Below are 14790 nucleotides of genomic sequence, written 5' to 3'. Positions count from 1 at the left end.
GGAAAGGCAGTTTGCATGTTCGACAGGATCCGTAGGTACGCCGCTCGCCCGCGCCCCTCCGCGCCGGTGCGGAAGACCGACGGGCGCGAGAAGCGCGCACACAACTTGTTCGAGGCCGCGGCCGCCCATGTGTCGGCCAGCGCGGAGGGCGATCAGGACCGGGTCGACGAGGCCGCGTCCTGGGTGTCACCGGAGGCTCTGTCCTTCGGGGTGAGCGAGCTGGCGTGCCGGGCTGTGATCGCGCTGGCCCGGGAGCGCGGCCAGTCGCCGGATGCGGTGGCTCGCGATCTCCTCGGACTTCCCCCGTCCTGACCGCCGGTCCGGGCGTTTCGCCCCCGTCCAGCCGGAAAACTGCAGCTCCGGTGTGCTGGGGAGTCGTGACAAGCGGCTTCCGGTAGCACTAAGGTGCGCGCCGTTGGACGAACATTGGGGAGACTGGAATGGCCGGGACGGACGAGGAGGTCGTCGCCGCCGCGGACGACGCGCTGTACGTGCTCACAGCAGTGCTGCTGACGCCGGCGAAGTTCCCGAGCGTGCTGGGCGACGACTATCCGGAGGCCTGTACGGCGCTGGGCCTCGCCCCGCGCGCCGACGGGTACGGCCTGGTGCTGGGCCAGGACGGCGGCGGAGCCCGCTGGACGGTCGTCATCGACGACGTCTCGCTGGTCGCGGTCGCGATTGCCTCCTGGGACTGCGGCATGGAGTACGACCTGTCGCCGTCCGAGCGCACGGTGGTGACGGCCTTGCCCGGGTGGCCCTTGGCGGTCGCCGTCGCGGCCCCGGGGGTACCGGCGCCGCACGACCCGGGCCCCGACATTTCGGACCAGCCCCCGCTGTCTCCCCCGGACACCGGCATCTGGGGGCCGGCGCAGCGGCGGCTGGGTGCCGACGAGATCGCGCTGCAGTGGGCCGTGTGGCGGGAACAGATCGACGACGCCGACTCCCCGGCACCGCGGAGCGAGCCGGAGGAGGACGCGGAGGCCGGTTCGCCGGAGGAGGACCCGGAGGTCGGTTCGGACGGCGAGGAGCAGGCATCACAGGGGCACAGCGGGATCCAGCGGGTCCTGGCCGAGGCGCGGGCGTACGTGGACAGCCCGCCGCCGCTCGGCCGCATCCGCTCGTCCTTCGCCCCCGGCGAGGCCCGGACCCTGCGCGCCGACGGCCCCGGCTGGTCCATGGTCGCCCGTACCGACGACATCGCCTTCGTGCTCCTTGACGACGAGCCCGGCGAAGTCCTGCCGATCGGCCGGGGGCCGGAGCTGCCCGGCCTCCTGGAGGCGCTCGAGAGGCTGGCGGTACGGCCCAGCTAGCGGGGTCAGCGGTGGTGAGCCGGCCGCTGAGGCACCAGGTGCCCGCCGTTCCCGGCCCCTCCCACCGCTTTCAGCCGTGCCATGGCACCCGCCAGGTCACCGCGCCGGCACGCCGGAGCGACCGCATGTCAGCGGCCGATCTCCTTGCGCGCGACGCGGCGCAGCCTGCGTCGCTGCGAGGGGTCCAGGGTGAGATACGCGACTGCCGGAACGCCGACCACGATCAGGAACGATATCCACCAGGGCAGCCAGACCAGCAGGACGAGTCCGACCGCCACGCCCCCTGCGGCGATCTTCGCGTTCTTCGACATCTGAGTCGCCTCCTTCGCGGCCACTGCCGCTCTCTGCTGTGAAAACGGTCCGGCGCTCCCGGCGGTTCCGGACCACGACCCTGAGTCGTCCCTGAGACGGAACCCTAAGGTCTGTTCGCGAAGGCTTCGAGTGGCCTGGGCATCACACGTCCGCTTCCCGGACACGTGCGCTCCCTGGCGCGTCCGCCCCGGACCGAACCCGACATATCGCCGACACCGGGCACTGAGGGACAATGACCCCACCGGGCTGTTCCTCCTGAGAGTCCGGCGCACTAATGACGAGGGCATGACACCGCAGGTTCACCGAACAGTCACGGCAATTTCCATCCGAGGCCCAACCCTGACTGCTGTCAACGAAGTTGCCCCCAGGAGGCTCGATGTCCCCGTACGCCGCCGGCCGGCGCCGCGTCCCCCGTTCCGTCGCGACAGGACTGCCGCTGGCGCTCGCGGCCGCTCTCGTGGCCACCGGCACGGCCACGGCGTCGCCGTCCGGGGGCGCCGCGCACGTCACCCGCACGGCGACGCTCCCGAACATCCCGCTCGGGGCTTTCAGCAACCGACTGCTGCCCGGCAGCGTGAACGACGACCGGGGGGTGGATCTCGGCGGCATCGGCAGCGACATCTACCCGGCGGGCCGCAAGGGCGAGTTCTGGACGGTGACCGACCGCGGCCCCAACGGCCAGATCAAGGTGAACGGCAAGAAGCGCCGCACCTTCCCGGTCCCGGGCTTCGACCCGGCGATCGTGAAGATCCGCGTATCGGGGAACCGGGTCGAGGTGATCGACGCGATCCCCATCACCACCTCGTCCGGCAAGGGCGTCACCGGGCTCTCCAACCAGCCGGGACGCGACGAGCCCCCGTACGGCTACGACGCCGCATCGGCCCTGTCGTACAACCCGAACGGCCTGGACACCGAGGGCGTCGTACGGGCCGACGACAAGAGCTTCTGGCTGGTCGACGAGTACGGGCCGTCCCTGGTCCACGTCTCCGCGCGCGGAAGGGTGCTCGGGCGTTACGTGCCCAAGGGACTCCACCTGACGGGAGCGGACTACCCGGTGGTGGAGGCACTGCCCGCCGTCCTGCTGCACCGGAAGATCAACCGAGGGTTCGAGGGACTGGCACAACTGCCCTGCGGGGACCTGGTGATGGCCCTCCAGAGTCCGCTCTCCTTGCCGGACGGCGACGCCGGGGACGCCTCGCGCACCACGCGCCTGCTTCGGTTCTCGCCGCGGAAAAGGGCTGTCACGGCCGAGTATGCCTACCAGTTCGACCCGGTCGACGTGATCGACCCGAGCGAGGACGACACCTCGGAACTGAAGATCTCCTCCGTGGTCGCGGTGGGCGGCGACCGGCTGCTGGTCGAGGAGCGCACCGACAAGGCGGCACGGCTGCACCTGGTGAAACTGGGGCGCAAGGCGAACATCCTCGGTGGCCCCTGGGACGACGACACGACGTCCCCGTCGCTGGAACAGCTTGCGGATCCCGCGGACGCCGGTGTGCCGGTGCTCGGCAAGCGGCTCGTCGTGGACCTGGGCAAGGTCCCCGGGGTCCCGGGGAAGATCGAGGGCGTCACGCGCGTGGATCACGACACGCTCGCCCTCATCAACGACAACGACTTCGGGATGACCGACGGCGACGGCGCCTTCGACGCCCAGGGCCGCCTCGTCGACAGCGGCATCGAGACGACCGTCACGTACATACGGCTGCCCAGGGACATCTGAGACCCCCTGGGCCGCAACCCCCCGTGCGGGGTGTCGTCCGGTGCATCACATGATTCCGGAGCACTCCGTGCGTGGGGCGATCAGTGGCACGCGCGTGCTCAGTCACGTGCTCCCAGCAGGTGGTCCATCGCGAGCTGGTCGAGCTGCTCGAAGGCCATCCCGCGGGCGGCGGCGGTCTCCGCGTCGAACTCCTCGAAGGCCGCGCGGTCGGCAAGCAGCGACTGGAGGCCGTCGGCCGCGGTGGGCTGCGCGAGCTGGTCGAGGCGGGAGGCCCGCAGCGCCTCCCTGACCGCCGGGTCGGCGCGGAACGCGGCCGCGCGCTCCTTCAGGACGAGATAGTTGCGCATGCAACCAGCAGCCGACGCCCATACGCCGTCGAAGTCCTCCGTACGCGGCGGCTTGAAGTCGAAGTGCCGGGGACCGTCGTAACCGGCGCTCTCCAGGAGGTCGACCAGCCAGAAGGCGGACCGCAGGTCCCCCGCGCCGAAGCGGAGATCCTGGTCGTACTTGATGCCGGACTGGCCATTGAGGTCGATGTGGAAGAGCTTGCCCGCCCACAGCGCCTGAGCGATGCCATGGGGGAAGTTCAGCCCGGCCATCTGCTCGTGGCCGACCTCCGGATTGACGCCGTACAGCTCGGGCCGCTCCAGGCGCTCGATGAAGGCCAGCGCGTGACCGACGGTGGGCAGCAGAATGTCCCCGCGCGGCTCGTTCGGCTTGGGCTCGATGGCGAAGCGCAGGTCGTAGCCCTGCGAGGTGACGTACTCGCCGAGAAGGTCGAACGCCTCCTTCATTCGGTCGAGTGCCACCCGCACGTCCTTGGCCGCGCCCGATTCGGCGCCCTCGCGGCCGCCCCACGCGACATAGGTCTTCGCGCCGAGCTCGACGGCCAGGTCGATGTTGCGGATCGTCTTGCGCAGCGCGTACCGGCGCACGTCACGGTCGTTGGCGGTGAACGCACCGTCCTTGAAGACCGGATGGGTGAAGAGATTGGTCGTGGCCATCGGCACGGTCAGACCGGTCGCGTCCAGGGCCTGGCGGAAGCGCTTGACGTGCGACTCGCGCTCGGTGTCGGACGACCCGAACGGGATCAAGTCGTCGTCGTGGAAGGTCACACCGTAAGCGCCGAGTTCCGCCAGGCGGCGCACCGTCTCGACCGGGTCGAGGGCACGCCTGGTGGCGTCGCCGAACGGGTCCCTCCCCTGCCAGCCGACGGTCCACAGACCGAAGGTGAACCTGTCCTCGGGGGTGGGCTGGTAGCTCATGCCACGGCTCCTCGCTCGCTTCGACTCTTTCGTCATGGCCGTTTACAAATTAGTATGCGCTCGCGTCCCTGGGAAGAGACAAGATGTCCTCATCGGGCGTGACAAACCCGTCACCGATGCCGGGACACGCCGGAACACACCAGGTCAGCCCCGCATGGCGGGAGACGGACGGGAGTAGGGAGAGCCCGATGTCAGCAGCCGAGGGTCCACTCGTCGTTGGCGTGGACTCGTCCACGCAGTCCACAAAGGCGCTGGTCGTGGATGCGTCGACAGGACGGGTCGTGGCGAGCGGCCAGGCCCCGCACACCGTCTCCGCCGGAGCCGGCCGGGAGAGCGACCCACGCCAGTGGTGGGAGGCACTGTGCGAGGCGCTGCGCCAGTGCGGGGACTCGGCGCACGAAGCCGCCGCGGTCTCGATCGGCGGCCAGCAGCACGGCCTGGTCACCCTGGACGCCCAGGGCGAACCGGTCCGCCCGGCCCTGCTCTGGAACGACGTACGGTCGGCACCACAGGCCCGGCGTCTCGTCGAGGAACTGGGCGGCCCCAAAGTCTGGGCGGAGCGCACGGGAAGTGTGCCCACCGTCTCCTTCACGGTCACCAAGTGGGCCTGGCTCGCCGACCACGAACCGGACGCGGTGCAGGCCACCAAGGCGGTGCGGCTTCCCCACGACTACCTCACCGAGCGCCTGACCGGCCAGGGCACCACCGATCGCGGAGACGCCTCCGGAACCGGCTGGTGGGCGTCCGGAACCGAGTCGTACGACGACGAGATCCTCCGGCACGTCGGCCTCGACCCGGTGCTCCTCCCCCGGGTCGTGCGGCCGGGCGAGGTGGCGGGCACGATCCGCGACAGCCACGACCTGCCCTTCTCCAAGGGCACCCTGGTCGCGCCCGGCACCGGAGACAACGCGGCGGCGGCGCTGGGCCTCGGTCTGCGCCCCGGCGCGCCCGTGCTGAGCCTCGGCACCTCCGGCGCGGTGTACGCCGTCTCCCAGCACCGGCCCGCCGACCCGAGCGGTACCGTGGCGGGCTTCGCGGACGCGCACGGGGCCTGGCTGCCGCTCGCGTGCACCCTGAACTGCACCCTCGCCGTCGACCGGGTGGCGGCGCTGCTGCGCCTGGACCGCGAAGCCGTCGAGCCCGGTACCTCGGTCGCCTTCCTGCCGTTCCTGGACGGCGAGCGCACCCCGAACCTGCCGAACGCGAGCGGCCTGCTGAGCGGGCTGCGCCACGACACGACGGCGGGGCAGGTACTGCAGGCCGCCTACGACGGCGCGGTCCATTCACTGCTCAGTGCCCTGGACCTGGTCCTCGACCAGGACGCGGACCGGAGCACACCGCTGCTGCTGATCGGCGGCGGCGCCCGCGGCACGGCCTGGCAGCAGACCGTACGACGGCTGTCGGGACGCCCGGTGCAGGTGCCCGAGGCCCGGGAACTGGTCGCGCTCGGTGCGGCGGCGCAGGCGGCCGGCCTGCTGACCGGCGAGGATCCGGCCGCGATCGCCCGCCGTTGGAACACGGCCGCCGGGCCGGTACTGGAGGCCGTGGAACGCGACGAGGACACGCTGGCCCGGATCTCCGGGGTACTCTCCGACGCGGCCCCGCTGCTGGAACGGGGTACTGACTCCCGCTGACGGACTCCGGCCGGCACGCCCGGCCGGGGCCACGGACCGAGGAACGACGGAGGCATGACCGCACCTCTGCATGAGAGCCGTTCGGCCGGTTCCGGCCGCGCCCTGCCCGACACCCAGCAGGGCATGCGCCGCCGCAACCTGGCACGGGTGATGCACGCCGTCAGCGCCGAGGGCTCGCTGTCGCGTGCCGCGATCGCCTCGCGCATCGGCCTGACGCGGGCCTCGGTGTCGACCCTGGTGGAGGAGCTGATCCGCACCGGGCTGCTGGAGGAACTGGGTCCCGAGCGTCCCGGCCGGGTGGGCCGTCCGGGGTCGGCGCTCGCGGTCAGTGGCCATGGTCCCGCCGGAATCGGCGCGGAGGTCGGTGTCGGCCATCTCGCGGTGTGTGCGGTCGATCTGCGCGGCGAGATCCGCGCGCGTGCGGTGCGCCGCCGCTCGAACCGGGGCCGTCCCGCCGGACCGGTGATGCGGGAACTGGCCACACTGGTCCGTCGGGTCGTCACCGAGGCGGAACGAGAGGGTCTGTGGCCGGCCGGCCTGGCGGTGGCCGTGCCCGGTCTCGTGGGGCGCGACGCCCGTACGGTCATGCGCGCCCCGAACCTCGACTGGACCGACACGGACCTCGGCCCGCTGCTGCCCACCGACATCCCGCTGACCGTGGACAACGAGGCCAACTTCGGCGCCCTCGCGGAACTCTGGCTCGGCGACGACACACCCGGCGACTTCCTGCACGTGTCGGCGGAGATCGGCATCGGTGCCGCGATCATCGTGGGCGGGCAGCTGCTGCGCGGAACACGTGGCTTCGCCGGCGAGCTGGGCCATGTCCCGGTACGGCCCGACGGGCCGCCGTGCGGGTGCGGCGGGCGCGGCTGCCTGGAGCAGTTCGCGGGCGAGGAGGCAGTGTGCCGCGCGGCGGGTCTGGAGCCGGGCGAGGGCCTCGTGGGTCTGCTGGCCCAGCATGCGGAAAAGGGCGACGCGCGGGTACGGCGTGCACTGCGGGACGCCGGGACGGCGCTCGGGATCGCACTCACCGGGGCGGTCAACCTGCTCGACCCCGAGTCCGTGGTGCTGGGGGGCGCGCTGGCCGCGCTGTCGCCCTGGCTGCTGCCGTCGCTGGAGGCGGAGCTCACCGACCGTACGGCCGGACCCGCCTGTCCGGTGTCCGTCTCACGGCTGGGATCCGAGGGGCCGCTGCTCGGCGCAGCGCACTCGGTGGTGCGGGCCGTGCTCGACGATCCGGCGGTCGTGGCCGGGCGCGTCTGAGCCGCCGCTCGTAACCGACCCGAACGCAGAGGGGGCCGGTCAGGGGCCCTGCGAGGAGGCCCGCAGCGCCGGGGGGACGGGCTTTGCCGGCATCTCCCTCTCGACCCGTCAGGGCATCAGAGGCCCTTTCGGGTGACCAGGTTGTCCACAGGGTCGGGCTCGTCCACCGTTCCGCACTCCTTCCCTTCGGCCAACGGGCAGCCGTCGTACCGTGATTCACGCGAGACGCATCGACGACACGGGCACGGCCAGGATCCGCACGAACCGATGGCCGGACCGCCAGACTTGCCGCAGGCCACGCGCCGGACTCCGCGCCGCCCGCCCGCGCCGCGCTCCTCGCGGGCAGCACCGACCTCGATGCCCGCCGCGCACCCCCTCCTGAAAGGCACGGAACCATGGAACGGGCAAAACCGCTCCCCAGCAGGCGACGCCTCCTCACGGGCGCGGCCCTGGCCGCCGTCCCCTATGCGTTGCTCCCCGGCGTACGGGCCGGTGCGCGGCCACCGGCCGTCGGCTATCCGCCCGTCGACTGGCAGCCGGCGAGCAGCTCCAACTTCACCGAGTCCGACCGCCCGCGCGCCCACGCCGTCGACCGCGTGATCATCCACGTGGCGCAGGAGAGATACAGCAGCACACTGGCCACGTTCCAGGACCCGAGGCAGAAGGTGTCCGCGCACTACCTCGTACGCTCCGCCGACGGTCACGTGGCTCAGTGCGTGCGCGAGGCCGACATCGCCTGGCACGCGGGGAACTGGGACTACAACACCCGCAGCGTCGGCATCGAGCACGAGGGCTGGGTGGACCGGCCCTTCTACTTCACCGACGCCCTCTACAAGCAGTCGGCGCGACTGACTGCCGCACTGTGCGCCAGATACGGCATTCCCAGGGACCGTGAGCACATCATCGGGCACCGCCAGGTGCCTGGAGCCGACCACACCGATCCGGGACCGGTCTGGGACTGGACCCGCTACATCAGACTGGTCAATTTCGCCTGAAGCGTGTTCGAAAGTGACGCCGCAGACCAGACGGGACTTTCGAAACGCGCCCTGGTCCGCTGTCACAACGGTTGTCCGCGCCGCGACCCCGAGTGACGATGTCCTGAGCCGCACAGCCGTCCGGGGAGGCCCAGTTGTCCGATCCATGGGTGGCCCTGGAGCCGGGGACCGACCCCACCGAGCGCGTCCGCGTGCTGCGCCGGGCGCACGAGACGTTCACCACGGTCGGCACCGTGCCACGGCCGGTGCGGTCGGTAGTGGCGGACTCGTGGCGGCGTTCCGCGCGGGCGGGTGTGGGTCCGGACGGCACAGCCTGCGTCGAGCTCACGGGCGGCGACCTGGGCACGTATCGCGCAGCACACCCGCTGGCCCGGGTGATGCCGTTGTTCCGTGAGTTGATGGGCACGTTCGCGGCCGACGGCGCGCATCTGCTCGCCGTGTGCGACACGCACGGCAGACTGCTGTGGGTCGAGGGTCATCCGAGCACCCGACGCCGAGCCGATGGGATGAATTTCGTACCGGGTGCATGCTGGGCGGAGTCCGCGGTCGGAACCAACGCCCCGGGCACGGCAGTCGCCGTCGGCCGACCGGTGCAGGTCTTCGCGGCGGAGCACTTCATCCGCCAGGTGCAGCCGTGGACCTGTGCGGCCGCGCCGGTACGCGACCCGCGCACCGGGCGGATGCTCGGCGCCGTGGACATCACCGGCGGCGACGACCTGGCTCATCCGCACAGTCTGGGATTCGTGCAGGCGGTGGCACGGGCCGCCGAGTCACAGCTCGCGCTTCTCGCCCCACCGCGTCTTGCGGACCGCCTCCCGGCTCTGGCGGCACTGGGCCGGGACGAGGCCGAACTCGTAATGGACGGCAGCCGGATCAGACTCAGCCGACGGCACAGCGAGTTGCTGGTGCTGCTGGCCCGCCACCCCGAGGGGCTGACGGGGGACGAGTTGCTGTGCGCGTTGTACGAGGACGAGTCGGTGACACCGGTGACGCTGCGAGCCGAAGTGGCCCGGCTGCGCAGGCTGCTCGGGCCTGGGCTGCTCGCATCCCGGCCGTACCGGCTGACCACTGCGATCGAGTCCGATGTCACCATGGTGGAGCGGAGCCTGGAGGCGGGGGCGGTCACCACGGCCGCGGCTGCCTATTCCGGTCCGCTGCTGCCCGGTTCGCAAGCCCCGGCCGTGGTACGGCTCAGACGGCGCCTTGCCGACGGTCTGCGCACCGCGCTGATCGCCCGCGGGGATCCCGACCTGCTGGTGGACTGGGCGCACGCGCGCTGGGGCGAGGACGATCTCCAGGTGTGGCGGGCACTCGCCGCGGTCCGGCCGACGCCGATCGTTCGGGCACGCGTCGTGGCCCTGGAGTCCGAACTGGCATCGCCCGGCGGGCCCGGACGGTACTGACAGACCGCGCAACGTGGTCGCAACGTCCGCCTCTCTACGCTCCCGGCGGGAGCCGCCCAACGGCGGGCGGCACTGCTGAGGGAGGCAGACCAGCATGACCCGTTACGCGGCGCCGGGCACCGAGGGCGCGATCGTCTCCTACCGGGCGCGCTACGACCACTTCATCGGCGGCGAGTACGTGCCGCCGGCCCGCGGGCAGTACTTCGAGAACCCGTCCCCGGTGAACGGGCGGCCGTTCACCGAGATCGCGCGTGGTACCGCCGAGGACGTGGAGCGGGCGCTGGACGCGGCTCACGCGGCGGCCCCCTCCTGGGGGCGTACATCGGTGACGGAGCGGTCCGACATCCTGCTGAAGATCGCCGACCGTATGGCGGCTCATCTCGAACCCCTGGCGGTCGCCGAGAGCTGGGAGAACGGCAAGCCGGTGCGCGAGACACTGGCGGCCGACATCCCTCTCGCCATCGACCACTTCCGGTACTTCGCGGGCGCGATCCGGGCTCAGGAGGGCTCGCTCGGCGAAGTCGACGACGACACGGTGGCGTACCACTTCCACGAGCCGCTCGGAGTCGTGGCGCAGATCATCCCGTGGAACTTCCCGATTCTCATGGCGACCTGGAAGCTGGCGCCCGCGCTCGCCGCGGGCAACGCGGTCGTCATCAAGCCGGCCGAGCAGACACCGGCTTCCATCCACTACTGGATGAGTCTGATCGCGGACCTGCTGCCGCCCGGTGTGGTGAACATCGTCAATGGCTTCGGTGTGGAGGCGGGCAAACCTCTCGCGTCCAGCCCACGGGTGGCGAAGGTCGCGTTCACCGGTGAGACCACGACCGGGCGGCTGATCATGCAGTACGCCTCGGAGAACATCAAGCCCGTCACGCTGGAGCTGGGCGGCAAGTCGCCGAACATCTTCTTCGACGACGTCTGGGCACAGGACGACGACTTCCGGGACAAGGCGCTCGAAGGCTTCACCATGTTCGCGCTCAACCAGGGCGAGGTCTGCACCTGTCCGTCGCGGGCCCTCGTACAACGCGGGCAGTACGCCGAGTTCATGGAAGCGGCGGTCGCCAGGACCCGACTGATCAAGCCGGGGCACCCCCTGGACACCGAGACCATGATCGGCGCCCAGGCCTCCAACGACCAGCTGGAGAAGATCCTCTCCTACCTGGACATCGGCCGCCAGGAGGGCGCCAGGATCCTGACCGGCGGCGAACGCATCGAACACGACGGCGAGTTGAAGGGCGGGTACTACGTCCAGCCGACCATCTTCGAAGGCGACAACCGGATGCGGATCTTCCAGGAGGAGATCTTCGGTCCGGTGGTCTCGGTGACGTCCTTCGACGACTTCGACGACGCCATCAAGACCGCCAACGACACCCTCTACGGCCTCGGTGCCGGCGTATGGACCCGTGACATCAACACCGCGTACCGGGCCGGCCGAGCGATCCAGGCGGGCCGCGTGTGGACGAACTGCTACCACGCGTACCCGGCGCACGCGGCGTTCGGCGGCTACAAGCAGTCGGGGATCGGCCGGGAGACGCACAAGATGATGCTGGAGCACTACCAGCAGACGAAAAACCTCCTGGTCTCGTACTCACCGAAGAGGCTCGGGTTCTTCTAGGGACACAAAAAAGGCGCCTGACCTGAGCTTTCCCCAGTCAGGCGCCTACTCCCCGGTGCACTTGTCGCAAGGCCCGGCCTGCGTGGCAACTCCCAGTTGCTCCCGCTGCCGTCCCGCCTGTGACCAGCGTTTCCGGACCAGTCACGGACCAAGGCCCGACTCAGCTGACGGATTCCGGGCCCTGCCGGACACGGTTCCACTCCTCCATCGACTGCTCGATCAGGCGCGGTGGTGGCGATGACCGCCACGTCGGGGCGCTCCGGGGTGGATGCCGTCGCAAGCCAGTACGGCTCAGGTACGACTCCCACCTCGCCCTCGCTGCCGCAGCGTCCATGGTGCCCGGCCCTTGCACCGTGCCCGAGACCCGGAATCGCGAACCGGCGGCGGAGAGTGCGGTCGGGTCGGCATTCTGAAGTCCCAATCTGCCCCCGGCGTCGCTTCCCGGGCGGCTGGATCGTCACCGGGATGAGGTGCCGGGTCCGGGGAAGGACTGGCCAAACGCGAGGAGATGTTGTGCGCGTTCGTCAGGTGTGTGCTGACGCCGGCACCGCGTCAACTCGGACTGTCCATAAATTCGTTTGTCGAAGGCGAGTCAAGTCGGATAAGAAGCCTGCATGCTAAAGGGCAGCAAGATCGGGCTGAGGGCCCGGCACGAGGACGACATCCCCACCCTGCGAACCGAGCTTTATGACGACGTGGTCAACTCCGCGCGGGCCGAGGCCGGGCCGTGGCGGCCGATCTCACCCGGTTCGAAGGACCCGCGGCTCATGGTGGACGACACTGCGCAAGGCAGCGTCGCGTTCTCCGTGGTGGAGCTGGAAGGAGGCGCCCTGGCCGGCACCGCAACGTTGTGGGGCATCGACAACCACCAGCGGTCCGCCCACATCGGCCTCGGTCTGCTGCCGGCGGCACGCGGCAAGGGCTACGGCACAGACGTTGTGGCGACGCTCTGCTACTACGGTTTCGTGGTCCGCGGCCTGCAGCGGCTGCAGATCGAGACACTGGCGGACAACTACGCCATGCTGCGCTCCGCCGAACACAACGGCTTTGTCCGCGAGGGCCTACTGCGCTCCTCGGCATGGGTGCTGGGCGAGTTCCTGGACGAGGTAATCCTCGGGCTCCTCGTACAGGACTGGAAACCGAATTCACAGGGCTGAAGCCCAAGCGGTCCCGAAAAGGCTGTGCGAGCTGCTGGCTCCCAGCCCGGACGTCTGATGCTCCGTCGGGACGGCGAGTTCGTCCCGCTCGTCCCCCGTCTGCCGTCTGCCGTCTGCCGTCTGCCGTCAGAGCGTGGTTACACGTTGCCTCGAAGCCTCCCACTCCCGGTGTTCGGTGCGGACCCGGTGCCACAGCCGGGCCCGCGCGGAGGCGTCGACATCGCCCAGGTTCAGATGGAACACATCCGTCAGTACGGCGTACCACTCGGCGGCAGCGTCGATGATCCGCTCGTGCGTGCCCTCGGCGTCGATCCGGCGCAGCACGCAGCCACGCAGCATGTCCACGCCCTTGGCGTCGCGGAGCTGGACCTGGAGCACCCTGACGAATCCGGACTCGGGGGAAGAAGACAGTCGGTGGTGCTCCGCGGCGAAGGAGGACAGCTCCACGGGCTCGGGCGCGAAGACCATCGCCGCGAAGGCGCCACGGGGGTCATGGATGAACCGCCAGCCACCGGGAACAACCGCCGACTGGGTCATGACATAGGTGAACGGCCCCTGAGTGTAGGTGCCTTCACGTAGCGGCAACGGCTCGTACATGCCACCAGCGAGCCCTGTGTCGACCAGCCAGCGCTCGCCGTCGAGCCTCACGGTGAGCGCGAGGTGATCACCGCCTGGGCCCGCGGGGTCCTCGACCTCGTCCTGCACTCCGGCCCGGTGCAGGGCCACGTCGTACCCGAGGGCCGCCAGCAACGCGGCGAAGGCCCCGTTGAGGTGGAAGCAGTAGCCGCCGCGCCCACGCAGGATCCGGCCCACGGATTCCTCGGCGCCGATTCCCGTCGGGCGTTCGAGCTGGTTGTCGAGGGTCTCGTAGGCGACTCGCTCCACGTGCGCCCGGTGCAGCGCCCACAGCGCCTCGGCGGTCGGAGCCGCCGGACGGTCGACCCCCAGCACGGCCAGATACCTGTCGACGTCGATCATGCTCCCCCTCACTGTTCGAATGCATGATCACTTTAGACCGGGCCCCTATGCGCGGCCAGGAATTCGGTCGGCCGCCGACGCCGTCGAACAGCACACCTGTCCGAAGTGTCACGCGCAGCCCGGGTCCGCGTGCGGCCCAACGCGAGGCGTGCCCCGAAGCGTTCGGGCAGGCCCACGCCGACTTCGCCGCCCTCACTGGCAGCGAAGTCCCTGAACCCCGCACAGAAGCCAAGGCCCTAACGACACACTGAGTTACTTGTCATTTCGTGGCAGCTTCGGGAGAACAGGGCCGTATCGGCGGTGCCAGGCCCCGAACGCGTCGACCAGGCCCTCGGACGCCTGAACCGCTGTCATCATCGCCTCAGTCCTGCTCTGGATCTGATCCTCGAAGAGGACCTCCACGGCGTCGTGCGCGGACACGGCGTGCGTGCTCCACCGTCACCGCCGCCGGGAGACCTGCCAGGAGGAGGGACAGCCCCACCGGGAGCACCCCCGTCCATACCGTTGGTGAGACGTACGCAGGGCCGGACGCACCATCCACCAGCCACGCACGGACCGGTTGCGAGCCGATGTCGCCCTCGACGGGCACATCGAACGACGAGCCGCCGTCGTCCGGAGTGAAGGTGCCCGAGCAGGAGGTCGACGTTCCCGCGTTGGCCACGGTGTTGTCGTACGTCCGGCAGTCGGCTTCGGTCACGGTCCCGGGCTTGCCCCAGAGCGCAGCCCGCAGCTCTCCGGTGAAGTTGGTCAGCACGACGTAGGCCAGAAGCAGCCCGACCAGGCAGGCCAGCGCCAGCCATGGCGCGGGTCCGACCTGCTCCGGTTGCCCGTCCAAGACGTCCCCACCGTCGCTCATCCCCACCCTCGGATCGCCGACAGACCTACATGGTGACCGATCCGAAGCGCCCTCGGAAGCCCTCCATGGGGTGCTGGTGCGCCCACTGACCCGCACGGCTGATCGTCTGCTCGGCGACGAAAGCCAATGCACGGTGAGCGCCTGGTGACAGCGCTCTGCCGGGGGGCGCCCCCCCCCCCCCCCCCCCGCGGGGGGGGGGGGGGGGGGGGCCGGGGGGGGGGCGGCGCGCGCCGCGCCCCCGCCGGGGCCGCGGGGGCCGCCCGGCCCGGGGGGCCGCCG

General features: G+C 70.7%; 13 protein-coding genes. 9 read left to right on the top strand and 4 right to left on the bottom strand.

The window, feature by feature from the left end; translation table 11 throughout:
- Positions 1-15: 15 nt before the first annotated feature.
- Together ACIPK3_RS27380 and ACIPK3_RS27375 are read left to right on the top strand one after the other, a co-directional pair.
- The gene (locus tag ACIPK3_RS27380) at positions 16-312 is read left to right on the top strand and encodes a hypothetical protein (RefSeq protein WP_402573837.1); all 297 of its coding nucleotides are present in this window, start codon (positions 16-18) and stop codon (positions 310-312) included.
- A 128-nt stretch (positions 313-440) separates the two neighbouring features.
- Positions 441-1310, top strand: coding sequence for a hypothetical protein (locus tag ACIPK3_RS27375; RefSeq protein WP_402573835.1), 870 nt, complete (start codon positions 441-443; stop codon positions 1308-1310).
- Positions 1311-1438: 128 nt separating this feature from the next.
- Here ACIPK3_RS27375 and ACIPK3_RS27370 read toward each other — a convergent pair whose 3' ends face one another.
- Positions 1439-1621, bottom strand: a complete 183-nt coding sequence (locus tag ACIPK3_RS27370; RefSeq protein WP_402573833.1) for a hypothetical protein — start codon at positions 1619-1621, stop codon at positions 1439-1441.
- Between the two features lie 377 nt (positions 1622-1998).
- On the opposite strand from ACIPK3_RS27370, the gene ACIPK3_RS27365 reads away from it, so the two are divergent.
- Positions 1999-3342, top strand: coding sequence for an esterase-like activity of phytase family protein (locus ACIPK3_RS27365; protein WP_402573831.1), 1344 nt, complete (start codon positions 1999-2001; stop codon positions 3340-3342).
- A 98-nt stretch (positions 3343-3440) separates the two neighbouring features.
- Here ACIPK3_RS27365 and xylA read toward each other — a convergent pair whose 3' ends face one another.
- Positions 3441-4607, bottom strand: coding sequence for a xylose isomerase (gene xylA / locus ACIPK3_RS27360; protein ID WP_402573829.1), 1167 nt, complete (start codon positions 4605-4607; stop codon positions 3441-3443).
- Positions 4608-4795: 188 nt separating this feature from the next.
- Here xylA and xylB point away from each other — a divergent pair, with 188 nt between their 5' ends.
- The 6 genes from xylB to ACIPK3_RS27330 all read left to right on the top strand — a co-directional run bounded on the left by xylB (position 4796) and on the right by ACIPK3_RS27330 (position 12677).
- Positions 4796-6241, top strand: a complete 1446-nt coding sequence (xylB, locus tag ACIPK3_RS27355) for a xylulokinase (protein ID WP_402573828.1) — start codon at positions 4796-4798, stop codon at positions 6239-6241.
- A gap of 54 nt (positions 6242-6295) precedes the next feature.
- On the top strand, positions 6296-7504 hold the full coding sequence (locus tag ACIPK3_RS27350) for an ROK family protein (protein ID WP_402573827.1): 1209 nt from the start codon (positions 6296-6298) through the stop codon (positions 7502-7504).
- A gap of 395 nt (positions 7505-7899) precedes the next feature.
- The gene (locus ACIPK3_RS27345) at positions 7900-8499 is read left to right on the top strand and encodes an N-acetylmuramoyl-L-alanine amidase (RefSeq protein ID WP_402573826.1); all 600 of its coding nucleotides are present in this window, start codon (positions 7900-7902) and stop codon (positions 8497-8499) included.
- Between the two features lie 134 nt (positions 8500-8633).
- Complete coding sequence (locus tag ACIPK3_RS27340) at positions 8634-9902, top strand: GAF domain-containing protein (protein ID WP_402573824.1); 1269 nt, start codon at positions 8634-8636, stop codon at positions 9900-9902.
- A gap of 94 nt (positions 9903-9996) precedes the next feature.
- Positions 9997-11520, top strand: a complete 1524-nt coding sequence (locus ACIPK3_RS27335; RefSeq protein ID WP_402573822.1) for an aldehyde dehydrogenase family protein — start codon at positions 9997-9999, stop codon at positions 11518-11520.
- Positions 11521-12134: 614 nt separating this feature from the next.
- Positions 12135-12677, top strand: coding sequence for a GNAT family N-acetyltransferase (locus ACIPK3_RS27330; protein ID WP_402573820.1), 543 nt, complete (start codon positions 12135-12137; stop codon positions 12675-12677).
- 126 nt (positions 12678-12803) lie between these two features.
- Here ACIPK3_RS27330 and ACIPK3_RS27325 read toward each other — a convergent pair whose 3' ends face one another.
- Both ACIPK3_RS27325 and ACIPK3_RS27320 read right to left on the bottom strand, forming a co-directional pair.
- Positions 12804-13655: an arylamine N-acetyltransferase gene (locus tag ACIPK3_RS27325; protein ID WP_402573819.1), complete on the bottom strand. Its 852-nt coding sequence runs from the start codon at positions 13653-13655 to the stop codon at positions 12804-12806.
- 361 nt (positions 13656-14016) lie between these two features.
- On the bottom strand, positions 14017-14490 hold the full coding sequence (locus ACIPK3_RS27320; RefSeq protein WP_402573817.1) for a hypothetical protein: 474 nt from the start codon (positions 14488-14490) through the stop codon (positions 14017-14019).
- Positions 14491-14790 lie beyond the last annotated feature (300 nt).

Origin of the sequence: Streptomyces sp. NPDC086787, from assembly GCF_044745865.1 — a bacterium.
Classification (GTDB): Bacteria; Actinomycetota; Actinomycetes; order Streptomycetales; family Streptomycetaceae; genus Streptomyces.
This window is presented reverse-complemented; position numbering and strand designations above follow the sequence as displayed.

What these genes read in the sequence shown, in the direction of transcription:
- ACIPK3_RS27380 (WP_402573837.1), top strand. Translation starts at nt 16, where the DNA reads ATGTTCGACAGGATCCGTAGGTACGCCGCTCGCCCGCGCCCCTCCGCG.
- ACIPK3_RS27375 (WP_402573835.1), top strand. Translation starts at nt 441, where the DNA reads ATGGCCGGGACGGACGAGGAGGTCGTCGCCGCCGCGGACGACGCGCTG.
- ACIPK3_RS27370 (WP_402573833.1), bottom strand. Translation starts at nt 1,621, where the DNA reads ATGTCGAAGAACGCGAAGATCGCCGCAGGGGGCGTGGCGGTCGGACTC.
- ACIPK3_RS27365 (WP_402573831.1), top strand. Translation starts at nt 1,999, where the DNA reads ATGTCCCCGTACGCCGCCGGCCGGCGCCGCGTCCCCCGTTCCGTCGCG.
- xylA (WP_402573829.1), bottom strand. Translation starts at nt 4,607, where the DNA reads ATGAGCTACCAGCCCACCCCCGAGGACAGGTTCACCTTCGGTCTGTGG.
- xylB (WP_402573828.1), top strand. Translation starts at nt 4,796, where the DNA reads ATGTCAGCAGCCGAGGGTCCACTCGTCGTTGGCGTGGACTCGTCCACG.
- ACIPK3_RS27350 (WP_402573827.1), top strand. Translation starts at nt 6,296, where the DNA reads ATGACCGCACCTCTGCATGAGAGCCGTTCGGCCGGTTCCGGCCGCGCC.
- ACIPK3_RS27345 (WP_402573826.1), top strand. Translation starts at nt 7,900, where the DNA reads ATGGAACGGGCAAAACCGCTCCCCAGCAGGCGACGCCTCCTCACGGGC.
- ACIPK3_RS27335 (WP_402573822.1), top strand. Translation starts at nt 9,997, where the DNA reads ATGACCCGTTACGCGGCGCCGGGCACCGAGGGCGCGATCGTCTCCTAC.
- ACIPK3_RS27330 (WP_402573820.1), top strand. Translation starts at nt 12,135, where the DNA reads ATGCTAAAGGGCAGCAAGATCGGGCTGAGGGCCCGGCACGAGGACGAC.
- ACIPK3_RS27325 (WP_402573819.1), bottom strand. Translation starts at nt 13,655, where the DNA reads ATGATCGACGTCGACAGGTATCTGGCCGTGCTGGGGGTCGACCGTCCG.